Annotated in this window: 16 protein-coding genes; 6 read left to right on the forward strand and 10 right to left on the reverse strand. The window is 71.6% G+C overall.

What is annotated here, in order from left to right; genetic code table 11:
* The first annotated feature begins 85 nt into the window (after positions 1 to 85).
* Entirely contained in the window at positions 86 to 1,135 is a 1,050-nt protein-coding gene (locus tag KIK05_RS43445; protein WP_214416771.1) for a transcriptional regulator, read from the forward strand.
* On the opposite strand, the gene KIK05_RS43450 is transcribed toward KIK05_RS43445, so the two are convergent.
* The 4 genes from KIK05_RS43450 to KIK05_RS43470 all read right to left on the reverse strand — a co-directional run bounded on the left by KIK05_RS43450 (position 1,101) and on the right by KIK05_RS43470 (position 7,188).
* Complete coding sequence (locus KIK05_RS43450) at positions 1,101 to 1,730, reverse strand: alpha-ketoglutarate-dependent dioxygenase AlkB (protein WP_214416772.1); 630 nt, start codon at positions 1,728 to 1,730, stop codon at positions 1,101 to 1,103. The genes KIK05_RS43445 and KIK05_RS43450 overlap by 35 nt on opposite strands.
* An 82-nt stretch (positions 1,731 to 1,812) precedes the next feature.
* Positions 1,813 to 2,541: a 4'-phosphopantetheinyl transferase family protein gene (locus tag KIK05_RS43455; RefSeq protein WP_214416773.1), complete on the reverse strand. Its 729-nt coding sequence runs from the start codon at positions 2,539 to 2,541 to the stop codon at positions 1,813 to 1,815.
* Positions 2,542 to 3,520: 979 nt separating this feature from the next.
* Positions 3,521 to 3,979, reverse strand: a complete 459-nt coding sequence (locus KIK05_RS43465; protein ID WP_308250385.1) for an RNA polymerase sigma factor — start codon at positions 3,977 to 3,979, stop codon at positions 3,521 to 3,523.
* A gap of 218 nt (positions 3,980 to 4,197) precedes the next feature.
* Positions 4,198 to 7,188 (reverse strand): AfsR/SARP family transcriptional regulator, encoded by a 2,991-nt coding sequence (locus tag KIK05_RS43470; protein ID WP_214416774.1) that lies wholly within the window; start codon positions 7,186 to 7,188, stop codon positions 4,198 to 4,200.
* A 1,076-nt stretch (positions 7,189 to 8,264) separates the two neighbouring features.
* Here KIK05_RS43470 and metK point away from each other — a divergent pair.
* From metK to KIK05_RS43485, 3 genes are read left to right on the forward strand one after another with little or no spacing between them, the layout of a single operon-like run.
* Positions 8,265 to 9,446 carry a methionine adenosyltransferase gene (gene metK, locus KIK05_RS43475; RefSeq protein WP_214416775.1) on the forward strand — a complete coding sequence of 394 codons (1,182 nt, stop codon included), beginning with the start codon at positions 8,265 to 8,267 and terminating at the stop codon, positions 9,444 to 9,446.
* 10 nt (positions 9,447 to 9,456) lie between these two features.
* Complete coding sequence (metH, locus tag KIK05_RS43480; RefSeq protein ID WP_308250386.1) at positions 9,457 to 12,912, forward strand: methionine synthase; 3,456 nt, start codon at positions 9,457 to 9,459, stop codon at positions 12,910 to 12,912.
* Between the two features lie 54 nt (positions 12,913 to 12,966).
* The gene (locus KIK05_RS43485; RefSeq protein ID WP_308250387.1) at positions 12,967 to 14,250 is read left to right on the forward strand and encodes a phosphotransferase; all 1,284 of its coding nucleotides are present in this window, start codon (positions 12,967 to 12,969) and stop codon (positions 14,248 to 14,250) included.
* Between the two features lie 75 nt (positions 14,251 to 14,325).
* Here KIK05_RS43485 and KIK05_RS48590 read toward each other — a convergent pair whose 3' ends face one another.
* From KIK05_RS48590 to KIK05_RS43500, 3 genes are all read right to left on the reverse strand, one after another.
* Positions 14,326 to 14,916, reverse strand: a complete 591-nt coding sequence (locus KIK05_RS48590) for a hypothetical protein (RefSeq protein ID WP_214416777.1) — start codon at positions 14,914 to 14,916, stop codon at positions 14,326 to 14,328.
* A gap of 163 nt (positions 14,917 to 15,079) precedes the next feature.
* Positions 15,080 to 16,411 carry a lipase family protein gene (locus tag KIK05_RS49305; protein ID WP_214416778.1) on the reverse strand — a complete coding sequence of 444 codons (1,332 nt, stop codon included), beginning with the start codon at positions 16,409 to 16,411 and terminating at the stop codon, positions 15,080 to 15,082.
* A gap of 160 nt (positions 16,412 to 16,571) precedes the next feature.
* On the reverse strand, positions 16,572 to 17,066 hold the full coding sequence (locus KIK05_RS43500) for a MarR family winged helix-turn-helix transcriptional regulator (protein WP_214416779.1): 495 nt from the start codon (positions 17,064 to 17,066) through the stop codon (positions 16,572 to 16,574).
* 83 nt (positions 17,067 to 17,149) lie between these two features.
* On the opposite strand from KIK05_RS43500, the gene KIK05_RS43505 reads away from it, so the two are divergent.
* Positions 17,150 to 17,581 carry a DoxX family protein gene (locus tag KIK05_RS43505; protein ID WP_214416780.1) on the forward strand — a complete coding sequence of 144 codons (432 nt, stop codon included), beginning with the start codon at positions 17,150 to 17,152 and terminating at the stop codon, positions 17,579 to 17,581.
* Positions 17,582 to 17,632: 51 nt separating this feature from the next.
* Here the strand turns inward: KIK05_RS43505 and KIK05_RS43510 are convergent, their stop codons facing one another.
* From KIK05_RS43510 to KIK05_RS43520, 3 genes are all read right to left on the reverse strand, one after another.
* The gene (locus KIK05_RS43510; RefSeq protein WP_214416781.1) at positions 17,633 to 19,111 is read right to left on the reverse strand and encodes a sensor histidine kinase; all 1,479 of its coding nucleotides are present in this window, start codon (positions 19,109 to 19,111) and stop codon (positions 17,633 to 17,635) included.
* Positions 19,112 to 19,480: 369 nt separating this feature from the next.
* On the reverse strand, positions 19,481 to 20,848 hold the full coding sequence (locus KIK05_RS43515) for a sensor histidine kinase (RefSeq protein WP_250564429.1): 1,368 nt from the start codon (positions 20,846 to 20,848) through the stop codon (positions 19,481 to 19,483).
* Positions 20,849 to 21,190: 342 nt separating this feature from the next.
* Positions 21,191 to 22,210 carry a LacI family DNA-binding transcriptional regulator gene (locus KIK05_RS43520; RefSeq protein ID WP_250564430.1) on the reverse strand — a complete coding sequence of 340 codons (1,020 nt, stop codon included), beginning with the start codon at positions 22,208 to 22,210 and terminating at the stop codon, positions 21,191 to 21,193.
* Between the two features lie 157 nt (positions 22,211 to 22,367).
* Here KIK05_RS43520 and KIK05_RS43525 point away from each other — a divergent pair, with 157 nt between their 5' ends.
* Positions 22,368 to 24,272, forward strand: coding sequence for a glycoside hydrolase family 127 protein (locus KIK05_RS43525; RefSeq protein ID WP_214416783.1), 1,905 nt, complete (start codon positions 22,368 to 22,370; stop codon positions 24,270 to 24,272).
* Positions 24,273 to 24,282 lie beyond the last annotated feature (10 nt).

Genomic DNA, 24,282 nt, shown 5'->3' on the forward strand with positions numbered 1-24,282 from the left:
AGGCGTTATTGTTTCGCGGGCAGGCGAAACGTGGCGCGGCCGCGGGCCCGTCCTCGAAGCGGTCCACCGACGGGAGCACACGGACATGGGATGGTGGCAGGTCAGCGCGGACACGCTGGCGGGCAGCCGATTCGTCGTCTCCCCCCTGGCCGAGGCCATCGCCGCCCTGAAGACCCTGGAACGCGGCACGGCGGCCCACCCCGGCGAGCGGGCATGGCTCGCGGCCCACCTGCCCGCCTACCGCGAGCGGCAGGCCGGTGACCCGGTGACCGCGCTGCTCATCCGGGCGGCGCTGGGACGCTACTGGAACGCCGACTTCATCACCCCCACACCCACCGGCGAGGGCGAGCCGTCGTTCGCCGAGGAACTGGCGCGGATCAGTGAGACCCCGCCGGAGAGCGCCCGCGCCCACCTGACGGTGTCGCTCGGCGGCCCCCTCCCGGCCGTCCTGCACCGCGACGACCTGCCGGAGCGTGCGGCCGGGTGGGTCCGGTGGGTGTGGACGGAGTCGGTCCTGCCCTACTGGCCGCGGCGGCGGCGCGTCCTGGAGGCCGACGTGATCGCCCGGACGGCGCGGCTGAGCCAGGGCGGCTGGGCGGCGGCGCTGGGCGACATGCGGCCGGGGATGCGCTGGCTGGGGGCCAGCCGGCTGCAGGTCAACACGCGGGACTATCCGCCCAGGGAGCTGTCGGGGGCCCGGTTGATGTTCGTCCCGATCACGCCGAGGCAGGGCTGGGTCTCGTGGGACGCCTGCCACCGGTACGCGGTGGTCTATCCATGTTCGGGGGCGCTGGCGGAGCCGGGCCGCGCGGCGGTGCCGGAGGCGCTGGGGCGGCTGCTCGGCCCGGGGCGTGCGGCGGTGCTCATGCTTCTCGACACGCCAAAGAGCACCACACAGCTGGTGGCCCTGACCGGGCAGGGCCTGGGTTCGGTGGGCCGCCACCTGAAGGTCCTGCTGGACGCCCGCCTGGCGGCGCGGCGGCGTGCGGGCCGGTCGGTGCTCTACTACCGGACCGATGCCGGCGACGTACTGGTCCACGCCCAGGCCGACGGCGACGCGCGGGTCCACGCCCAGGCCGATGGCGACGCGCGGGTTCCGGTCAGCGGACGCCGTGGGGACGGAACTGGATGCTGATGCGCGGGCCCGTGGGGCGGGCGGTCTTGGGGATGGCGTGCTCCCAGGTGCGCTGGCAGCTGCCGCCCATCACGATCAGGTCGCCGTGCCCCAGGTCGTGGCGCAGCGCGTGGCCGCCGCCGCGCGGGCGCAGCAGGAGGCTGCGCGGCGTGCCGACCGAGACGATGGCCACCATGGTGTCCTCGGTGCTGCCGCGCCCGATGCGGTCGCCGTGCCAGGCGACGCTGTCGCGGCCGTCGCGGTACAGGCAGAGCCCGGCGGTGCGGAAGGGCTCGCCGAGCTCCTCGATGTAGTGGTCGTCGAGCGCCTGCCTGGCCTGGACGAGGACCGGGTCGGGGAGCTCCTCGTCCTCCTCGTAGAACTTCAGCAGCCGGGGGACGTCGACCGTGCGGTCGTACATCTTGCGCCGCTCGGCGTGCCACGGGACGACGCGCATCAGCCGCTCGAACAGCTCGTCGGCGCCGGCGATCCAGCCCGGCCGCACGTCGATCCATGCCCCCTGGCCGAGGATGGTGCGCTTCACCGTGGAGCCGAGCGGCCCCGGGCCTGTCTCCTCGCACAGATCGAGCAATGAGCCCTGGAATGGAGCGGTCATATGCCCAGTTTATGCGAGCCATTCGTACAAAGATTCGATCAAGGGGACGGTGTCGTCCCCTTGATCGGAACCGGGGCGGACGCTAGCGGCGGACAGGGGTGGCCGGGCGGGCGCCCTGGCGGGGGGCGGCCGGCCTGACCGGCGCGGAGCGGCGCGGCACCGGGACGACGATCGCGGTGAGGATCAGCCCCGCGTCGACCATCCAGCGTCCGGAGAAGGCGGTGAGCCGCTGACCGCGCACCCTCGGCCCGGTCACCCTCAGCCAGGCCGAGAACTGGCCGTTCGACGGGTCGATGTTCACCAGGATGTCCTCGAAGTCGATCCAGCGCTTGGTCAGCGGGAACCACGCCTTGTACACCGACTCCTTGGCGCTGAAGAGCAGGCGGTCCCAGTGGACGCGGGGGTGCCTGGCGGCGAGCCTGCTCAGGCTCTCGCGCTCCTCGGGCAGGGAGATGGCGTCGAGGACGCCGTGGACGAGGGGGTCGTTCGGCTCGGCGTCGATGCCGATGGTGGTCACCTTGGAGGAGACGCCGAGGACGGCTCCCCGGTAGCCGGCGCAGTGGGTGATGCTGCCGACGACGCCCGGCGGCCACTGCGGCTCCCCGCGCAGGCCCGGGAGCACCGGGCCCGGCCGCATGCCGAGCTTGCGGAGCGCGTCGTGGGCGCAGGCGCGGGTCGTGCTGAACTCCTGACGCCGCTTCTCGTCGGCGTGGCTGATCGCCGACTCCTCTTCCGGGAAGAGGGTGGTCTCGGGTGGATCGGTGAAGACGTCGACGGCCACCACGAACTCGGGCAGAATGGTTTTGATCACGGCCGCTCGATCTCCAGGCCGGAAGCGGCGGAATTCCCGAGGCGCGCTTCCAGGTGCCTTTCGTTGCTCTGTCGCGTGGCGGTCACGTCCCCAGCGTATCGACGGCACTGTTCGACCGTGAGTCAACGCGGATCTTTCTCGGGACCGGCCCCCGCCGGGCTAGGGCGAAGCCCCCGTGCGAGTAAGGGTGCCCGCAGGGGAGGAGAGCGATATCCAAGGCTATCCGGAAGATGCGATGTCATCGCTTTCACGGTATTTCCACGTTACCCAAAGCATGGGCATTCAGCTAACGGGACATTATGCCCAGTAACTCCAATAACTCGCAGAAACCCCGACTAGTCCGTCGTCTGGACGTACAGGCGTGCCCCAGTACGGCGACGTCGTCCTCGCCGCCCCGGTGCAGGAGGGGCGGCAGGGTGAGCGAGGAGAGTGACCAGGCCGAGGGGCGGGTTGTCCGATCCGCGCCCCGGTCCACCGCCGGGCGGGGCGGTCGTCCCGGCGGTGGGGGGTCCAGGCGCGGCGGCCGAGGCCACGTACCGTGATGAGGGTGCCGGCGAGGTCGAAGTAGGCGTTGATCACCTTGATGTGGCGTTCGCGGCAGCGCGCGAGGCGCCTCGACACCGTCGCCGTCGAAACCCGTCGCCAGAGCACGCGAGACGCTCGACCGGGACGGACCGGCCGAGCGCCTCGCCATGGTTCACGGAGCGAATCCGGGCCATCGCAGATCTATGATCATTCGGTCGCCACGAGTGGCGTGCTGACGTTATGGACGCTCGCCGGCTGGTGTACGCCTGCGAAGGACTGCCGGGTGGGCCTGACCGCTGGGCTTCCTTGACATAGATGAACTGATCATCGCGTGCGACGGGATCGGGCCTGGTGCGTGCCGCGTCGGCGGCCCTGTCAAGGACGGTGGCCGCCGCGATGGCGGCTGACCGCTGAGGGGCTTCCCCCGATACGTTCACGGCGATCACCGTGGCGGTCAGTGCGACGGCCAGCGTGCCGGTGGCGGCGACACGAGGCCACAGGCGACGTGCTCTCGTGGCGTCGGTGCCTGTGACGGTGGCGAGCACTCTGGCACGACCCGCGGCCAGCGCACGAGGAGAGGCGGGTGCCACGTCGGCGTACATGCGATCGCCCGGAAGAATCGCACCTCCGCCCGCCGATGTTTGCCGATCAGGTTCGTCGCGATGCCGTACAGCCAGGGGCGTGCGTCGTCACAAGTCAGGTCGTAGCGGTCACGGCGGCGAAAAGCGGCGACGAAAACCTCTGCGGTGATGTCGTCCGCCGCTTGGGGCCCCAGCCGGCGTGCGGCATAGCGGTGTATCTCCATGGCATGCCGGTCGTACAGGGCAGCGAACCGGGCAGGATCGGGATGAGACCGCTCGATGATGACGGCATCGGAAATGCGCTCGACTTCCGTCTCATATCGTGACTTCACCTGGGGTCCTGCTCATTCATACGCTTCTCCTCGGGGGACTGCGGGATAGGCCTCACCTCTGTCTCACCCGTTCGCCCGATCACGTTCCCGGCCGCTCCAGCAGGATTGGAGGTCGCGCGGTCAGGTGACGTAGAACGCGCCGGCGGCAGGACGGGCACACGATCTCGCACGCGGCGGCGGGGAGGCCGTCCTCGTGCAGGCTTGCGGCGGGAGGGAGGTCAGCCCACCAGTTCGCCGGACTCGCCCATGCGGCCGTCGCCGGCGAGCATGGTCTGGGCCTCCGTCAGCATGACGAACGCGCGGGCCTCGTACGTCGGGGTGCTCATCGACTGGAACAGGTTGAGCGCCTGTTCGAAGTGGACGGCGGCGTGTTCCGGATCGCCGCAGGCCACCGCCAGCTCGCCGAACCCGAGGAGGGAGCGCGCCTCGGCGAGCCGGTCCTCGGTGGCCCGCGAGAGCCGCAGGGCCTGGCGCAGGCTCTCCTGGGCGCCGGGCCTGTCGCCCACGCGCAGCCGCGCGAGGCCGAGCCCGCTGAGGATGTACGCCTCGCCGACGGGGTCGCCGAGATCGCGGACCAGCTCCAGGGCCGTCTCGAAGATCTCGGCCGCGAGGGAGGGCTCGTCCCACGCCAGGTAGGTGTCACCCATCCGGTGGAGCACCTGCGACTCCACCCGCCTGCTGCCCCCTTCGCGGCTGAGCGCCAGCGCGTCCGACAGCAGCCCGCTCGCGCCCTCGGGGTCGCCGTTCTCCAGCCTGAGCTGGGCGAGGTTGTGCAGGACGTGCGCGGCGGCCACCTGGTCGCCCATCCGCGTGAAGATCTCCAGGGCGCGTTCGTAGCTGGTGGCCGACTCCTCGGCGCGGCCGCTCATCCTGTCCAGGAAGGCGATGCTGCGCAGCACCAGCGCCATGCCCTGGTCGTCCCCCACGCGGGCGAACAGCTCGAGCGCCTCGTCGAAGTCGCGTCGTGCCTCCGGGAACCGCTTCTCGGTGATGTGCAGGGTACCCCGCGACTCGAGCATCGCGGCCTGCCCCCGGATGTCGCCCGCCTGGCGGGTGGCGGTCAGCGCCGTCTCGTGGGTCTCACGCCAGTCGTCGAGATACGCCCGTGTCTCGTAGAGCGTCACGGCACTGATCGCCAGGTCCCACGACAGCTCGACGAAACCGGCCTGCGCCGCCTGCCGGATCCCCGACAGCAACAGCGGCCGCGCCCGCTCGTACCAGGACATCGGGTCGGCGACCAGGCGCGCCGTCAGCTTGTCGGGAAGCGGCCTGCGGGTGGCACCGCTGTGGATCTGCACGTAGTCGCCGCCGTACTCACGCCGGTGCGCGGCCTCGGCGAGGAACAGCAGGCCGCCGAGCACGCTCTCCAGCGCCGCCTTGCGCTCGGCCGGGCTCTCCTCGGCCGCCAGGCACTCGCGGGCGAACACCCGGATGAGGTCGTGGAAGCGGTACATGCTGTGCAGGCCGTTCCCGCCGTCCGCCTCGATGAGGTGGGCGTCGGCCAGCTCGTCGAGCAGATCGCCGGCGTCGGCGAAGGGAATGTCGAGCAGGGCCGCCCCCACCCAGGCCGAGAAGTGGCCGGCGTCGAGGATCGCCAGCCGCCGGAACAGGCGCCTGGCGTCCTCGCCCACGCTCTCGTACGTCAGCGAGATGCTGGCCCTGATGCCCATGTCGCCGTGGTTGAGCTCGTCGAGACGGCGGGCCTCGTCCAGCAGGCGGCTGACCAGTTGTTCGACCTGCCAGTGGGGGCGGGCCGACAGGCGCGCGCCGGCGATGCGCAGCGCCAGCGGCAGCTGCCCGCACAGCTCCGCCAGCTGCTTGGCGGCCTCCGGCTCGGCCCGCACCCGGGCGCTCCCGGCGATGCGCCCCAGCAACTCGATCGACTGGTCGAGGTCGAAGGTGTCCATGTCGATGTGGACGGCGCCGGCGAGCCCGGCCAGGCGGCTGCGGCTGGTGATGATGACCGCCGACATGCGCGTGCCGGGCAGCAGCGGCATCACCTGGCTCTCGGTCGCGGCGTCGTCGAGCACCACCAGCACCCTGCGGTCGGCGAGCAGCGCGCGGTACATCTCCGCGCGTTCCTCGAGCCCTTCGGGCATGGCCTGGCCCGGCACGCCGAGGGCCCTCAGGAACCGCTCCAGCACCTGCATCGGGCTGACCTGCCGGGACGCCCCGCCGTGCAGGTCGGCGTAGAGCTGGCCGTCGGGGAACCGGGAGGCGACCGAGTGGGCGGTGTGCACGGCGACGGTGGTCTTGCCGATGCCGCCCTTGCCGGCCACGATGACGAGCGGCACGGCGAAGCGCACCGGGTCCTCGGCGGCGAGGGCGAGCTCGCGCTCGATGGCGTCCACCTGCTTGGTGCGGCCGGTGAAGTCGGCGATCGCGCTCGGCAGCAGGAACGGCACGACGGCGGGCGCGGGCTGCTCGGCGGGGACGCTGGTGGTCTTGGCGGCGGGCCCCTCGAGGCTGTCGTCGGCGGTGAGGATGGCGCGTTCGAGGCGCTGGAGCCGCTCGTTCGGCTCGATGCCCAGTTCCTCGATCATGGTCTCGCGGGCGAGCCGGTACACCTGGAGGGCCTCGGCCCTGCGGCCGCAGCGGTAGAGCGCCAGCATGAGCTGCCCGCGTAAGCGCTCGCGCAGCGGATACTCCTCGACCAGGCGGGTCAGCTCGCCGACCAGCTTGTCGGGACGGCCGAGGTCGAGCTCCAGCTGCACGCAGTCCTCGTTGGTGGTGATCCGCTCCTCGGTCAGCCTGGCCGCCGCCGACTGGACGAGCCTGCTGTCGATGCCCTCCAGGGCCTCGAGCCCCCGCCACAGCGCCAGGGCCTCGCGGTAGCCCTTGACGGCCTGCTCCAGGTCGCCGGAGTCGCGCACGCGGCGTGCCCGCGCGGCGAGCGTCTCGAACCGCTGGGCGTCGAGCGCGCCCTCGGGGACGCGGATGATGTAGCCGTGGGAATGGGTGGCGATGAGATCGGCGTGGCCGTGCGCGGCGAACAGCCGTCGCAGCGAGGAGATGCAGATCTGGACCTGGGCGCGCGCGGTGGGAGGCAGCTCCTCGCCGTACACGGCCTCGGCGAGGCGCTCGACGGTGACCACCCGGTTGGGATCCAGCAGGAGCATGGCAAGAGTGGTGCGCTGCCGCGTTCCCCCGATGTCCAGCCGCTCGGTGCCCACCGTCACCTCAAGCGGTCCTAGAATGCGGAACTCCACCCGTTACTCCTTGCCAGAAAACCCGCGAACCTGCTCGAAGTCTTTCGCCCAGACGTCTGAGCCAAGTATCAGGTACGCCACCTCAGGCGAGTCGGGTTCCGGCCCACGGCGATGGTTCGCCTGGTGAGACGCGCAGCGAGCGAAGCGATAGCGGTGCTGATCGTCCTCTCCCTGTGCCCCTCTTACCGCTTTCCCGGTATGGTACAACCGCATGGCTACCGAGGCCAGATGATTATTTACGTGGCGAAAAGTCTGTTGTGTGATCCATTATAGCCCGGAAAATCATCACCCTAGGTCATGAAATAGGGGGATTAGGGGGTCCTTAGCCGCCGGGATCTCCTCGCCACAGCCCGGCGCCGTAGGGGCAGGTCACCGGTGCGCCACGGGACCCCGCCGGTGAGGCGGCCGCGGGGCCGGGCGGTGGCCCACCGTGACGAAGCCGATCACGCTCGGGGTACGCGGAGCGGGAATCCCCGGTCCGAGTGACCCGGCCGTCGCCGCGTCCCCGCCCCGCCGAGGTGCGACCGGGGGCCGATTCCCGGCGGGGAAACGGTCAGGGGAATGGCGTCCTCGCGCCACTATTTCCCCGGCTATCGCCGGCCCGGGGCAACGCGCACGCCCTGGCCCGGCGCGCCGCACGACAGATAACCACGCAATTCAAACGCCTCCGGCTGTAGGGGTTCCGCTGGGGTTTCTGGCCGATTCCGCGCCGGTCTAGCATCGAATCAGTCGAGCTTGCAACGGTTTTTGAACGGCAAGATGAGGTGGTGTCTCTGGTCGGTGGTTTCCTTCGCTGTAAGTCCCCACGCGGGCAAGGGCCGTCGTGTGAGCGTCACTCGCACGATGGCCCTTGCTTTTCACGGCGCCTGACCGGTTCTCCACCAGAATTCCGGCCGGTTCCGAGCCCGTGAGGCAAGCATCCGGAAGAGACGGGACGACGCGTGGATCGGCGGGAGGTGTCGCGGCCCTGTCGCGTCTCCGGCCGATCCGTGAGCGTGGTCACCCGCAGCCGCCCGCCGCCCGAAGCCCCCGACGCGAGGATCGACGCTCGCCCCCCACGAATCCGAGGAGTCTAGATGTCCCGCCGCCTGTTCACCTCCGAGTCGGTCACCGAGGGCCACCCGGACAAGATCGCCGATCAGATCAGCGACGCCATCCTCGACGCCATGCTCAAGGGCGACCCGAAGAGCCGGGTGGCCGTCGAGACGATGATCACCACAGGTCAGGTACACGTCGCCGGCGAGGTGACGACGGAGACCTACGTCGACATCCCCGGCCTCATCCGCGACAAGATTCTCGAGATCGGTTACGACGCCTCCCACAAGGGCTTCGACGGCGCCTCCTGCGGCGTGTCGGTGTCCATCGGCGCGCAGTCGCCCGACATCGCCCAGGGCGTCGACGACGCCTACGAGCACCGCGAGGAGGACGCCGGCGACGAGCTCGACCGTCAGGGCGCAGGCGACCAGGGCCTGATGTTCGGGTACGCCTGCAGCGAGACCCCCGAGCTGATGCCGCTGCCGATCACGCTGGCCCACCGGATGGCGCAGCGCCTGGCGGAGGTGCGCAAGAACGGGAGCGTCGCCTACCTCCGTCCCGACGGCAAGACCCAGGTCACCATCGAGTACGACGGCGACCGTCCGGTCCGCCTCGACACCGTGGTGGTCTCCACCCAGCACGCCGCGGGCATCGACCTGGGCGACATGCTGACTCCCGACATCAAGGAGCAGGTGGTCGAGCCCGTGCTCGCCGGCCTCGGCATCGAGACCGAGGGCTACCGGCTGCTGGTCAACCCGACCGGGCGGTTCGAGATCGGCGGCCCGATGGGCGACGCGGGCCTGACCGGCCGCAAGATCATCGTGGACACCTACGGCGGCATGGCCCGCCACGGCGGCGGCGCGTTCTCCGGCAAGGACCCCTCCAAGGTCGACCGGTCGGCGGCGTACGCCATGCGGTGGGTCGCCAAGAACGTCGTGGCCGCGGGGCTGGCCGACCGCGCCGAGGTGCAGGTGGCGTACGCCATCGGCAAGGCGCAGCCGGTGGGTGTGTTCGTGGAGACCTTCGGCACCGAGAAGGTCGAGGTGAGCCGGATCCAGGAGGCGATCCTGCGGGTGTTCGACCTGCGCCCGGCCGCGATCATCCGCGACCTCGACCTGCTGCGCCCGATCTACTCGCCGACGGCCGCCTACGGCCACTTCGGCCGTGAAGGCTTCCCCTGGGAGTCCACCGACCGGGCCGACGCCCTGCGCCGCGCCGTCTAGGAGAGACGCCGTGACCACCTTCCGTGAGCTTCTGGGCCGGCGCGTCCTGGTCGCCGACGGGGCGATGGGCACCATGCTGCAGGCCTGCCAGCCGACGCTGGACGACTTCGAGAACCACGAGGGCTGCAACGAGGTGCTCAATGTCAGCCGCCCCGACATCGTGCGGAGCGTGCACGACGCCTACTTCGAGGTGGGGGTCGACTGCGTCGAGACCAACACCTTCGGCGCCAACCTCGCCGCCCTCGGCGAGTACGACATCGCCGATCGGGTCTACGAGTACTCGGAGGCCGGCGCGCGGCTGGCGAGGGAGACGGCGGACCGGTGGTCCACACCCGAACGCCCCCGTTTCGTGCTCGGCTCCATGGGACCGGGCACGAAACTGCCCACGCTCGGCCACCGGTCGTACGCCTCGCTCCGCGACGGCTACCGCGACAACGCGGCGGGCTTGATCGCGGGCGGCGCGGACGCGCTGATCATCGAGACGTGCCAGGACCTGTTGCAGGTGAAGGCCGCGGTGGTCGGGGCGCGGCGGGCGATCGAGGCCGCCGGGCGCGACGTGCCGGTGATCGCCCAGGTGACGATCGAGACCAACGGGGCGATGCTGCTGGGCTCGGAGATCGGCGCGGCGCTGACGGCGATCGAGCCCCTCGGGGTCGACGTGATCGGGCTCAACTGCGCGACCGGCCCCGCCGAGATGAGCGAGCACCTGCGGTATCTCGCCCGGCACTGCCGGCTGCCGTTGTCGTGCATGCCCAACGCGGGCCTGCCGGAGCTGACGGCCGACGGGGCGCGCTACCCGCTGACCCCTGGGGAACTGGCCGACGCCCACGAGCTGTTCACCCGCGAGTACGGGCTGGCGCTGGTGGGCGGATGCTGCGGCACGACGCCCGAGCATCTGCGGCACGTGGTGGAGCGGGTGGGCGGCCGGCCGGTCGCGGCGCGGCGGGTACGCCCGGAGGCCGGCGCCTCGTCGCTGTACCAGCACGTGCCGTTCCGGCAGGACACCTCGTATCTGGCGGTGGGGGAGCGGACCAACGCCAACGGCTCCAAGGCCTTCCGCGAGGCGATGCTGGCGGGCGACTGGGAGGAGTGCGTCGACATCGCGCGCGCCCAGTCCCGCGACGGCGCCCACATGCTCGATCTGTGCGTGGACTACGTCGGGCGCGACGGGGTCGCGGACATGCGGGAGCTGGCGTTCCGGTTCGCCACCGCCTCCACCCTGCCGATCATGCTGGACTCCACCGAGCCCGAGGTGCTGGCGGCGGGCCTGGAGATGCTGGGCGGACGGGCGATCGTCAACTCGGTGAACTACGAGGACGGCGACGGCCCGGACTCCCGCTTCCAGAAGATCATGCGCCTGGTCGCCGAGCACGGCGCGGCCGTGGTGGCGCTGACGATCGACGAGGAGGGGCAGGCCCGCACGGCCGAGTGGAAGGTACGGGTGGCCTCGCGGCTGATCGAGGACCTGACCGCCAACTGGGGGATGCGGGTCGAGGACGTCATCGTCGACTGCCTGACCTTCCCGATCGCCACCGGCCAGGAGGAGACCCGCCGCGACGGCATCGAGACGATCGAGGCCATCCGGGAGCTGAAGCGGCGGTACCCCACGGTGCAGACCACGCTCGGCCTGTCGAACATCAGCTTCGGGTTGAACCCGGCCGCGCGGATGGTGCTCAACTCGGTCTTCCTGCACGAGTGCGTCGACGCGGGGCTGGACTCGGCGATCGTGCACGCGTCCAAGATCCTCCCCATGGCGCGGATCCCCGACGAGCAGCGCCAGGTCGCCCTCGACCTGGTCCACGACCGCCGCCGCGACGACTACGACCCCCTGCAGCGGTTCATGGAGCTGTTCGAGGGGGTGGACGCCGCCTCCCTGCGCGCCGGCAAGGCCGCCGAACTGGCCGCCCTGCCGTTGTGGGAGCGGCTGAAGGCGCGCATCGTCGACGGCGAGCGCAAGGGCCTGGAAGCCGACCTCGACGACGCCCTCGGCCGGCGGCCGGCGTTGGAGATCATCAACGACGTGCTGCTGGAGGGGATGAAGAAGGTCGGGGAGCTGTTCGGGTCGGGAGAGATGCAGCTGCCGTTCGTGCTCCAGTCCGCCGAGGTGATGAAGGCCGCGGTGGCCTACCTCGAGCCCCACATGGAGAAGGTCGAGGGGGCGGCCAAGGGGCGGATCGTGCTGGCCACGGTCAAGGGCGACGTGCACGACATCGGCAAGAACCTGGTGGACATCATCCTGTCGAACAACGGCTACGAAGTGATCAACCTGGGGATCAAGCAGCCGGTGTCGACGATCCTCGAGGCGGCCCAGGAGAAGGGCGCCGACGTGATCGGCATGTCGGGGCTGCTGGTCAAGTCCACGGTGGTGATGAAGGAGAACCTGGAGGAGATGAACGCCCGCGGCCTCTCCTCCCGCTACCCGGTCCTGCTCGGCGGAGCGGCCCTGACCAGGGCTTATGTGGAGCAGGATCTGGCCGGGCTGTTCGACGGCGAGGTCCGCTACGCCCGCGACGCCTTCGAGGGGCTGCGGCTCATGGACGCCTTCATGGCCGTCAAGCGCGGCGTGGACGGCGCCGCGCTGCCGCCGCTGCGGCAGCGCAAGGTCACCACCGGCGCCACCTTGGTCCGGACTCCGCGGGAGGAGTTGCCCGCCCGTTCCGACGTCGCCGCCGACAACCCCGTCCCCGCCCCGCCGTTCCTCGGCGAGCGGCTGGTCAAGGGGATCCCGCTGGCCGAGTACGCGGCGTTCCTCGACGAGCGGGCCACGTTCATGGGGCAGTGGGGGCTGAAGGCCGGCCGCGGCGAGCAGGGGCCCTCGTACGAGGAGCTGGTGGAGAGCGAGGGGCGGCCGCGGCTGCGGATGTGGCTGGAGCGGTTGCAGACCGAGAACCTGCTGCGGGCGGCGGTGGTCTACGGCTACTTCCCGTGCGTGTCGGAGGGGGACGATCTGGTCATCCTGGACGAGCACGGCGCCGAGCGGACCCGGTTCACCTTTCCCCGGCAGCGGCGGGACCGGCACCTGTGCCTTTCGGACTTCTTCCGCCCCCGATCCTCCGGCGAGGTCGACGTGGTGGGGTTGCAGGTGGTCACGATGGGGTCCAGGATCGCCGAGGCGACCGGGGAGTTGTTCGCCAAGGACGCCTACCGCGACTATCTGGAGCTGCACGGGCTGTCGGTGCAGCTCACCGAGGCGCTGGCGGAGTACTGGCACGCGCGGGTGCGCTCGGAGCTGGGGATCGGCGGGGACGAGTCGCTGGCGCAGATGTTGAAGGTGGACATCACCGGGTGCCGGTACTCGTTCGGATACCCGGCCTGCCCCCATCTGGAGGATCAGCGGCAGTTGTTCGAATTGTTGCGGCCCGAGCGGATCGGGGTGCGGCTGTCGGAGGAGTTCCAGCTGCACCCCGAGCAGTCGACCTCGGCGTTGATCGCCCACCACCCCGAGGCCAAGTACTTCAACGTCTGAGGCCGGGCTAAAACCAGTGGCGGGCGGGCTTGCGGCGCCGGGAGACTTCCGGGTGTGGACGAACCCGTGGGACGGCTGGTCGAGGCCGTCGTGACCCTGGACGGCGAGCGTCTCGGCACCGTCGGGCCCTTCCCGGTCCAGAGCCCCCACTGGGCGCAGGTGGAGCCGGTCGTGTCACGGATCGAGGCGCTGCTGGACGTGCCGGTGATGGTGCTGCGGCTGCTCGGCGTGGAGGGCGGCGAGGGCGGCAGGGACGGGCGGGTCACCTACCACGTCGAAGCCTCCACCCGCCCCGACCCGGCCCTGCTGGCGGCCGCCGTCCACGGCTCCGGCCGATCGCCGGAGAGTATTCCCGGCTCGGCCTCGACGGGACTTCCCGACGCCGCCCTTCAGGGGCCGGCGGCGCGGCGGGCCGCGTGGGCGACGGCCGGTGGGCTGCGGGAGGCCTTCGCCTGGGCCGAAGCCGAGCTGCGTGCGGCGGGAAGGCCGCCGGCCGGGCGTGTCCAGCAGGTGAAGACGTGGAACCTGGCCGGGCTCTTCCGGCTGCCCACCTCCACGGGGGTGGCGTGGCTGAAGACCACCCCGCCGTTCGCGGTCTGCGAGGCCGTCGTGATCGAGGCGTTCGGCCGGGCCGACCCCGGCCTCGTCCCCGCCGTCATCGCCGCCGACCCCGCCCACGGCAGGGTGCTGCTCGAGGAGATCCCCGGCGTCGACTGCTGGGGCGCCTCGGAGGAGGTCATCGCCGTCGCCGTGAGCCGGACGGCCACCGCGCAGGCGGCGCTCGCCGGTGGTGCGGCGGTTCCCGGGGTGCCCGAGCGGACGCCGCGGGTGCTGATCGGCCAGGTCGAGGAACTGCTGGACGGCGAGACGGCCGGCGACCTGAGCCATGAGGAGCTCTCCCGCGCGCGCCGTCTCGCCGAGCGGCTGCCGGAGCTGGTGACCGAGCTGGAGGGCTGCGGGCTGCCGAACACCCTCGTGCACGGCGACTTCCACCCCGGCAACTGGAGGTCCGACGGGCGGGACACCGTGGTGCTCGACTTCGCCGACGCCTTCCACGGGAACCCCGTCGCCGACGGCCTGCGGCCCCGCGACTTCCTCCCGGACCACAAGTGGGCGCGTGCCCGGCAGGTCTGGGTGGAGACATGGTCACGGCTGGTGCCCGGCTCCGATCCGGCCCGGGCGCTCGAGATCGCCGCGCCTCTCGTGCATCTGATGTACGCGGTGCGGTACCAGGAGTTCCTCGACGGCATCGAACGGAGCGAGCGCGTCTACCACGAGGGCGACCCCGCCACCGAGGTGCGCGCGGCCCTGGACGCCTGGGCGGTCCCCGCCTCGTGACGAACGGCAGGGGCCGGGGACCACGCGCCGTCGGTGAAGGGTGACGCGTGGCCCGGCCGGTGCGGGAGGGCGCGGTCAGGGGGCTTCGACCCGGATGCTCTGGGCGCCGGTGAGGATGCGCTCCACGCCGGTCCCCGGGGGCACGCGCGTCGGCGAGTGCAGGATGCCGGGCTTGCAGCCCAGTCCGAAGTACATGATGACGCCGGTGTTGGTGCCGTTGGTCACGGTCACCCGGTCCAGGAGCGGGAACGGCGCGAGCGCGTAGCAGCCCGGCGCCGGGTCCACCAGGCGGGTGCGCGGAGATTTCTCCCCCTGGATCACGAGCGTTCCCGTGACGCCCCGAGCGGCGGGTGTCCCGGTGGTGCTCTTGGTGGCGGGGTTCCCCGTCACGTCCGCGGTCGCCGAGGTCCCGGTGACGTCCACGGTCACGGGCTGTGGCTGGCGGGGGTCCGTGGCGGTGCCGGCGGTCACGGGCTGTGGCTGGCGGGGGTCCGTGGCGGTGCCGGCGGTCACGGGCTGTGGCTCGCGGGGGTCCGTGGCGGGGCCGGCGGTGACGGGCTGTGGCGGGCGGGGGTCCGTGGCGGCGTCGGCGGGGCAGGATGTGGTCATCAGCGTCAGCGGCGCACTGGCGAGCAGGGCGCTGAGGGCGGACAGAGCTCGTCGCAAGGCATTCTCCTCACCTGTCGATCTTTGTCGGCAATCATCGTAACTGAGAGTGACGATCTGATCGCTGAGGTGAGCAGGCTCGGAGCCGTACCGAGGTCGGGCCTTTACCGCTACGGGACGGCGCGCGGCCGGGCCCGCCGGCCCCGCCGCGCGCCGAGCTGGCTCAGTCGCCGAACTCGCTCTGCACCCCGGGCGGGGTGAGGGCGGTGATGTAGTGCTGCGGAAGGTGGTCGTCGATCGAGTAGGTGGCGGGCAGCGAGCGGGTCGCCTCGAACTTCCGGGCGACGAACGCCAGCGCCGCGAGCGGCAGGCCGAGCAGGCCGCTCATCTGTCCGGCCGGACGCCGCCTGGGCTCCCAGCGGCCCCTCCTCGACTGCGATCCCTGCCGGAAAGGCGAAATGATCGCCAGCGCGCTGTTGCGCAGGTGGGGGACGCTGTAGTGGTACTCGCGGCCGAAGTGCTGGAAGTGGCCCGACGAGGTCGACGGGAGGTGCGGGACGACGTCGCTGTCGTAGACGTAGCGGATGACGTTCTCGCGCAGGAACGGGTCGCTCTCGCAGGCGGCGGCGAAGGCGGGGTCACCGATCATCGGCTGGCCGAAGGTGTAGACGGCCTTGAGCCGGTCACCGAACGCCTCCCGGTACTTGCGCTCGTGCCGCATCATCACGCTCATGAGCGCGGCCATCGCCCCGCCCTGGCTGTGCCCGACGATGTAGAGCGCCTCCAGCTCGCTCTCCACCTGCCCAGGCTCGGAGGCGAGGCCGTCGCCGCGCTGGGCGTCCGGCCGGTCGGTCTGGACCGCCATGACGGACCTGCGGGCGCACGCCTGCCGCAGGGCGTTCATGACCTCGTAGCGGGTGGCCCGCACGTTGCGGTACAGGCCCGCATGCACGGTCGCGCACGGGTCGCCGACCTGGTAGCCGATCCGCTCGGGCTCGATGTCGACGGTGCTGAGCCAGTTGATGAAGTTCACCGGTTCGGTGCCCCGGTAACACAGGATCCCGACCCGGCCGCTCTTGCTCTGGATGAGGAAGGCCGTCGAACAGATCAGCATGGCGTCGACCGACGACTGGATCATGCGGCACCGATTGTCCTCCAGCCCCATCCTCGCCATGATCATGGAGAGGGTCTTCGGGTCGGAGTAGGCGTATCCCGCGCAGGTCGCCATGACGTGCGCGATTTCCGGGTCCGGATGTTCGGTGGCGTTCAGCAGCCGCTTTTCGAGGTCCTTGTAGACGGGGAATCCCGCCGTTTCACGCTCGCCGTACGGGCGGAGCTCGTCGTAGGTCGGGGCCGTGGCGTCGCGCTTCCATACGCCGCCGATTTCGAGGACGTCGCGAAGCTTCTTCTCCACCTCTCCGGTGAGAGCGCCTCCCGCGGCCGCGTCGGGCCGCCTGGCCCCGCTCACCGACTTTCCGGCGCCGGTCGTACCCACCTGGGCCGCTATCGTTTTCTCGGACTGGCGATTGTTCCTGGTCGTATCCACGCTTGCCACGCCGTACACCTTCCGCTCAGCGAGGGTGCTTTCGTTGATTCGCGTCTCCGTGACGAGCGGGACGGCATTGCCGCCGGCATTCGACGCCCCCCGGATCCGCCTGACCTTGACAATTTCCGGGGTGTGCGGGAGCGAATCCCATGGGGGCGCAAACTCATCGCTAGGAGGGGCGGCGCCAGGGGCCGTCGCCGGCCTGGTCGGGCCGTTGCAGGGCGCGGCGCACCTTGCCGAGGGCCTGCGCGATCGCGTCGAGTTCCCCGGGCTCCAGGAGGTCGATCAGGGTCTCGCGCACGACGTGCACGTGGCCGGGGGCCGCGTCCTCCAGGCAGCGCATGCCCTGGTCGGTGAGGACGGCGAGGATGCCGCGCTCGTCGGAGGGGCACGGCCGGCGCTCCACCAGCCCGCGCTTCTCCAGTTGCCCGATCTGGTAGGTCAGGCCGCTCTTGGTGACCACCAGGCGCCGGGCCAGCTGGGTCATGCGGATCTGCCGGTCGGGGGCGCCGGCGAGGTGGACCAGGATCTCGTACTGGGCGTGGGTGAGACCCGAGGCGTCCTTGAGCTGTTCTTCGATGTGCCGCTCGACCAGGTGGGCGGCCACGAGGAACTCCCGCCAGGCGGCCATCTCCCTTTCGTCCAGCCAGCGTGCGTCCGTCACGTCGCCAGCATATTTGTTCGAAGCTGAAGCACCACGCTAGGCTGGCGCCACTTGGTTCAAATTCGAACGACAGGGGAGTCTCCGTGATCGAGAAGGCACGGCCAATCGCGCTGCTGCTCGCCCGCGTCGCCGTGGGGGTGATCTTCATCGCGCACGGCTGGCAGAAGTTCGCCACGATGGGCATCGGCGGCACCACCAAGTTCTTCGAGTCGATCGGCGCGCCCCTGCCCGGGATCACCGCGCCGCTGGTCGCGGCGCTCGAGCTCGCCGGCGGCGTCGCGCTGGTCCTCGGGCTGCTCCTGCCGGTGTTCGGCACGCTCCTCGCGCTCGACATGATCGGCGCGATCGCGCTGGTCCACGGCGCCAACGGACTCTTCGCCGACAAGGGCGGCTTCGAGCTCGTCCTGGCCCTCGCGGCGCTCGCGCTGGCCGTCGGTTTCAGCGGCGGCGGCCTGCTCGCGGCTGACGCCCTGTGGCGGCGCCGCTCGCCGGAGTCCCTCGCCGAAGCCCGCTGACGGCGTCGCGCCGCCGCCCCGGCGGGGGCGGCGGCGCGAAGAGGCGGGACGTCAGCGGGCGGAGAAGGACGCCAGGGCCAGGCGCCCGCGCGGAGCCGGGGACTCCTCCGCCGCGTCGTCGGCGAGGGGGAGCCGCAGCGAGAACCTCGCGCCGCCCCACTCCGAGCTGCCCACCCCGATGGTGCCGCGGTGGGCGTGGGCGATGTCGCGGACGATGGCGAGGCCGAGGCCCGTGCCTCCCCGGTCCCGGCAGCGGGAGGCGTCCAGCCGGGTGAAGCGCTCGAAGATGCGCTCCCTGTCGGCCTCGGCGATCCCGTCGCCGTCGTCCGACACGATCAGCTCCGCCGCGTCCCCGTCGCGGCGCACCTCCACCAGCACCGTGCTCTTGGCGTGCCGCTGGGCGTTGTCCAGCAGGTTGGTCAGGACCCGGGTGATCTGCGTCTCCACGGCGTTCACGACCACCCCCGGGGCCAGGTGCAGCCGTACGGGCAGGCGGTCGATCCGCCGGGAGACCTCCGCGCGGGCCGCCTCGGCGAGGTCGACCTTCTTCAGCTTGGTGGGCGCGCCGCCGTCGAGCCGGGCGAGGAGGAGCAGGTCGGTGATGATGTTCTGGAGCCGGTCGACGTCGGCGAGCGTCCTGTCGAGAAGGACGTCCTGGTCGATCTCCTCCGGATACATGCGGGCCTCTTCCAGCTTCGCGCGCAGCCCCGCGATCGGGGTGCGCAGCTCGTGGGAGGCGTCGGAGGCGAACTGCCGCTGCTGCGCGAGCACCCGCTCCATCCGCTCCTTGGCGTTCTCCAGGCGTTCGAGCGTGCTGTTCACCGTGCGGGCCAGCCGGGCGACCTCGTCGTCGCCCGGCGGCTCGGGGACGCGGCTGCTGAGGTCGTTGACGTTGGTCGCGGCGAGTTCGGCGCGGATGGCGTCCACCGGGCGCAGAGTGCGGCCCGTGACCTGCCACGCCGCCCAGACGGCCAGGGAGACCAGGACCACCACCTGGACCGCGAAGAGCGCGTCGAACGCACTCGGGGAGATCGTCCGCGGCGCCTGCCCGCCCGCGTAGACGATGTCGGAGTCCGGCGAGGAGCTCACCCGGTAGGCCGCGATCCGCAGGCAGCCGAGGCCCAGGATGGAGCAGTTCTGCACGTCCTGCTGCCGATCCTTGGCCGACGGCACCACCGTGGCGAGCGGCGCCAGGCCCTCGGCCTTGAAGGAGGACGCCACGACCCGGCGGTCGGGGCCCACGATCTGGACCAGGTCGACACCGGGGACGCTGCTGGTCAGCAGCGGGCTCTCCAGCCGCCCGGCCCGCGCCTCGGCCGCGACGAGGGCGGCCGCGTGCCGTGCGTCCATCCAGCCGGCGTTGGTCAGTTGCTGACGTGCGAGCATCCCGGCGAGCACGCCCGAGGGGACGAGCAGCAGCACCGCCAGCAGGGCGACCAGGGCGGTGACCCGCCCGCGGATCGACCGGGGACGGAGCAGCGCGACGGCACGCCTCAGCAGCGGGGGAGGGGTCGGGAGTCTGTTGCGCACGCGGGGTCCTCCTGGTGGCGTGATCATTCGCGGGCTGATCACAAGGGCTTCGGGCCGGGAGCGGAGCCACGCGGTGTGGTGGACGGCCGGTGCGGTCACCCGCGGGTGGACCGGTACCTCCACCGGAACCGGGAGCTCGGAGCGTCCCTCACCCATGGCGGCGGCGTCCGTCCGGGCACGAGTGCCCGGCGGAGCCGGAGGGGAGGTACGGCGCGCGGCCGGACGTGCTCCTGCCGCCGTCGGCAATGGGATCCATGACCTGTGGCGGACTTCTACTACGCAGCGAACATACCAAACGACCCCAAAAGGGTGCAAATCAGACAAAACAGTAGTGGGGTCAGGTAACGGAGAGGTCAAGAGCGGGAAGCGTCAGGGAGACGATGGGGCCAACGGAAGGCGCACGACGAAGCGCGCGCCGCCGCAGGGCGAGCCGTTCGCCTCGATCGTCCCCCCGTGCGCGAGGACGATGTCCCTGGCGATGGCCAGCCCGAGGCCCGTCCCTCCCCGGTCGCGGCTGCGGGCCGAGTCCAGCCGGGTGAAGCGCTCGAAGACGCGTTCCCGGTCGGCCGGGGCGATGCCGTCACCGTCGTCGTCCACGACCAGCTCGGCCTCGCGCCCGTTGCGGCGCACCTCGACGAGCACCTTCTGCCGCGCGTGCCGCTCGGCGTTGTCCAGCAGGTTGGTCACCACCCGGTTCATCTGGGTGTGGATCGCGTAGACCGTCACGCCGGAGGCCAGCCGGAGCCGGATCCTGTCCGGGTCGGGACGCTGGGCGACCTCCGCCCGGACGATCGCGGCCAGGTCGTCCTTCTGCCCGGGCTGCGGGGCGATCCCCCGGACCCGCTCCAGGAGGAGCAGGTCGGTGATGATCGCCTGCAGCCGGTCGACGTCCCGCAGGGTGTGGTCGAGGAGCTCCTTCAGGTCGGTCTGGTCGGGATGCAACTGGGCCTCCTCCAGCTGCGCGCGCAGCCCCGCGACGGGTGTGCGCAGCTCGTGGGAGGCGTCGGCGGCGAACTGCCGCTGCTGGTCCAGCGCCCGCTCCATCGCGTCCTTGGCGTGCTCCAGCCGGGCCAGCGTGGCGTTGATGGTGCGGGCGAGACCGGCGATCTCGTCGTCGCCCGGCGGTTCGGGAACCCGGCTGCCCAGCTCGTTGACGTTGATCGCGGCCAGCTCCGAGCGGATCGCCTCGACGGGCCGCAGTGTGCGCCCGGTGATCCGCCAGGTCGCCGCGACCGCGAGCAGGATCAGCACGACGCCCTGGGCGGCGAAGATGGAGTCGAGGAGGCCGGTGGCGCTCTGCCTGGGGGCGCGGGTGCCGGCGTAGACCACGGGCGAGTCCGGCGTCGTGTCGACGCGAAGGGCGGAGATGTGGACGCAGCCGAGCCGTGGCTGGGCGCAGGTCTGCACGTCCTCCTGGGGATCCTGCGGTGAGGGCCGCGCCGTGCTCAGCGCCGGCAGGCCTCTCACGGCCTCGGACGAGGCGATCACGTGGCCGTCGTGCGCCACGACCTGGATCAGGTCGATCCCCGGGGTGCCCGGCTTGACCGGGTCGCCCAGGTGACCGAGGCGATAGGCGGCGGCGACCTTGGTCGCCTCCCCCCGGGCCTCGAGCCAGGTGGAGTTGGTCACGCTCTGGTGCGCGACCATGCTGGCCACCACACCGGTGGGCACCAGGAGCAGCATCGCGAGGAGGGTGACCAGGGCGGTCACCTGTCCGCGGATGGATCGCGGGTGCATCCGCTCAAGTGGGCGGCGCCAGCTCGAGATTCGTTCCTCCTTGAACATCACTCATCTTCCCGGGCGCGACGTGAGCGGGGCGCGATGAAACGACGGTTGCGTCGCCGCGCGGGCTCGCGGCGGATCGTGCCGCGAGTGAAGCCAGGCGTGTTGCCTGCAAGCGAAGCTATCCCCCTGAGCTGGGACAATTCAAGATCATCAGGAAGGTCTTTGGGCAAAGCTAACCGGATGCAGACGTCCGCCGTGAGTGGCGGGGCGTTCGCGTGGGTATGGCGGGACATCCGCTTCCATTACGCCCCGCGCTGGGTGGACCTGCGTCCCCGCGGCGGCGCGCGTGGGCCGTCAGAGCGGGTTCGCCCGGGTGGACTCGCGCAGGACGAGCCGGCAGGGGACGGTCAGTACGCCCCGGGCCGGGGGAGCGCCGCCGATGGCGGCCAGCAGGTGCTCGGCGGCGACCCGCCCGATCTCGCCGAGGTTCATGTCGACCGTGGTCAGCGGCGGCCTGCACCCGCGCGCCATCGGTTCCCAGTTGTCGAACCCCACCAGCGCCACGTCGTCGGGGATCACCTTGCCGCGCTCCCGGAGCGTCTCGGCGACCCCCCGCGCGATCTGGTCGCTGCCGCAGAAGACCGCCTCGACGTCTGGGTGGGCGCGGAGAAGGATGTCGGCCCCCTGGCGGCCCCACTCCTCGGTCCACTCGCCGAACAGCGGCTCGCCGGTCGTGCGCAGCCCCGCCTCGGCCAGCGCGTCGGTCAGGCCGCGCGCCCGCCGCCGGGCCGCCTCGAAGCGCTGGGGGCCCGTCACATGCCCTATGCGGGAGCGCCCGGTGGCGAGCAGGTGCCGCGCCGCCAGCGCACCGCCTCCCACGTCGTCGGGGATGACGGAGAAGTCGGACTCGTCGGTCGACTGGGTCATGGCGTAGACCACGGGGACCGGCAGGCCGGTGCCGATGCTCTGCCTCGGCTCGGTGCGTCGGCCGGTGACGATGATGCCCTCGACCCGGCGCGCGAGCAGCCGCTCGATGTAGTGCCGCTCGCGGATCGGGTCGTCGCGGGTGTCGCACATGAAGACGGAGATCTGGCCGGCCCCCAGCGCGTCCTCGGCGCCGAGCATCACCGGGATGCTGAACCGGCCGAAGCTGTCGCAGGTCACCAGCCCGACCGTGTACGTGCGCCCCGCCAGCAGGCCCTGCGCCAGGGTGTTGGGCCGGAACCCCAGCCGTTCCGCCGCCGCCGTCACCCGCGCCCTGGTCTCATCGCGCAGCTTGCCCCGGCCGTTCAGCGCCTTGGAGGCGGTGCCGATGGAGACGCCGGCGGCCGCGGCCACCTCGCGGATCGTGACGGCTCGCGACGGATCAGACAAAGCTTTTCCCTCCCTGTGGCCCGGTGAGCCTCGCAGGCCGTCGCTCCGGCGCTGCGCCCCTTTCCGATGCTAGCCCCTCACCCCTTGACGCTGATCGCGGTGCGATCTAGCTTCGAGCGAGGAAAACCTATTCCTTATTTGCCTCGAGGGTGGCCCCATGACGGAATCCCCGCAGGTCGTCGGCCCCGCAGTCCCCACAGAGAAGTCCAAGGCCGTCCGGCGCCCGCTCGGCGTCCCCGACGTCGAGATCACCGGCGGGCCGCTCGGCCGCTGGCAGCGGATCAACCGGGAGGCCAGCCTCCCCCTCGCGTTCGCCCAGATGGAACGGTCGGGCAGCGTGCCCAACCTGCGGATCGCCGCGGGCGAGGCCGAAGGCGTCTTCCAGGGGTACCGCTTCCAGGACTCCGACCTGTACAAGACCCTGGAGGCCGTCGCCTGGGAGCACGCCCGCCGCCCGGCCGGCGAGTACCTCGGCTACATCCGCGACCACGCCGGGCTGCTCGCCCGCGCCCAGCGCCCGGACGGCTACCTCAACTCGCACTACCAGGTCGTCAAGCCGGACAGGATCTACACCGAGCTGGAGTACAGCCACGAGATGTACTGCGCCGGCCACCTGTTCCAGGCCGCGGTGGCGGGCGCCCGCGCCGGCGGTGACCCCGAACTGCTCGCCGTCGCGCGCCGGTTCGCCGACCACCTGGCCGAGGTGTTCCTCGACGGCGGCGACGACGGCATCGACGGGCACGCCGAGGTGGAGACCGCGCTGGTCGAGCTCCACCGCCTGACCGGGGGGCGGCCCTACCTCGACCTGGCGAAGAAGCTGATCGACAACCGCGGCAAGGGCCTGATCCGCGACAGCGGCATGGGCCCCCTCTACGCCCAGGACCACCTGCCCGTCAGGGACGCCGCCACCCCCGTCGGGCACGCCGTGCGCCAGCTGTACCTCGAGGCCGGGATCGTCGACGTCTACCTCGAGACCGGCGACGAGTCGCTGCTGGAGTGCTCGGTACGCCGCTGGGAGGACATGGTCGCCACCAAGATGTACCTCACGGGCGGCCTCGGCTCCCGGCACGACGGCGAGGCGTTCGGCGAACGGTACGAGCTGCCGCCCGACCGCGCCTACAACGAGAGCTGCGCGGCGATCGCGAGCATCCACTGGAACTGGCGGCTGCTGCTGGCCACCGGAGAGGCGCGCTACGCCGACCTGATCGAGCGCACGCTCTACAACGCCTTCGCCGCCTCGACCTCCGCCGACGGGACCCGCTTCTTCTACGTCAACCCCCTCCAGCGCAGGGACGACCACGCCGAGGACGCCTGCTTCGAGCGGCGCCGCGAGTGGTTCGCCTGCGCCTGCTGCCCGCCCAACATCATGCGGACCGTCGCCTCCCTCGGCCACTACGTCGCCACCGCCGGCGAGCGCCGCCTCGACGTCCACCAGTACGCTCCCGGCACGATCAGGTCGGGCGAGCTGGACCTCGCCGTCGCCACCGGCTTCCCCTGGGACGGGAAGGTCGCCCTCAGCGTCGAGCGGGCGCCGGAGGGCCCGTGGGCGCTGGCGCTGCGCGTCCCCGCCTGGAGCGCCGCCACGACGGTGACCGTCGGGGGCGAGCGGGCGCCCGCGGTCCCCGGGGAGAACGGCTACCTCGTCCTGGAGCGGGTCTGGCGGCAGGGCGACACCGTCGTGCTCGACCTCGACATGACCCCCCGCGTCGTCCACCCCCATCCCAGGATCGACGCCGTGCGGGGCTGCGCCGCCGTCGAGCGCGGCCCCCTCGTCTACTGCTTCGAGCAGGCCGACCAGACCGCCGACCTGGACGACCTGCTGCTCGACCCGGCGGCCGGACCCCGGGTGCTTCCCCTGGAGGACCTCGAGGGCGTCGGCCCGACCGTCCTGATCGAGGCCGGAGCCCTGGCCGTCCGGCGGCCCCGGGACGGCATGCCGTACACCACGACCCCCACGGCCGGATCCGCGACCGGCACCCGCGTCACCGCCACGGCGATCCCGTACTTCCAGTGGGACAACCGTGAGGGCGGGGCCATGCGGGTCTGGCTCCCCCTGGCGTGAAGGACGGAGC

The sequence above is a fragment of the Sphaerisporangium fuscum genome (genome assembly GCF_018531465.1).
Classification (GTDB): domain Bacteria; phylum Actinomycetota; class Actinomycetes; order Streptosporangiales; family Streptosporangiaceae; genus Sphaerisporangium; species Sphaerisporangium fuscum.

What these genes read in the sequence shown, in the direction of transcription:
- KIK05_RS43445 (WP_214416771.1), top strand. Translation starts at nt 86, where the DNA reads ATGGGATGGTGGCAGGTCAGCGCGGACACGCTGGCGGGCAGCCGATTC.
- KIK05_RS43450 (WP_214416772.1), bottom strand. Translation starts at nt 1,730, where the DNA reads ATGACCGCTCCATTCCAGGGCTCATTGCTCGATCTGTGCGAGGAGACA.
- metK (WP_214416775.1), top strand. Translation starts at nt 8,265, where the DNA reads ATGTCCCGCCGCCTGTTCACCTCCGAGTCGGTCACCGAGGGCCACCCG.
- KIK05_RS43515 (WP_250564429.1), bottom strand. Translation starts at nt 20,848, where the DNA reads ATGCACCCGCGATCCATCCGCGGACAGGTGACCGCCCTGGTCACCCTC.
- KIK05_RS43525 (WP_214416783.1), top strand. Translation starts at nt 22,368, where the DNA reads ATGACGGAATCCCCGCAGGTCGTCGGCCCCGCAGTCCCCACAGAGAAG.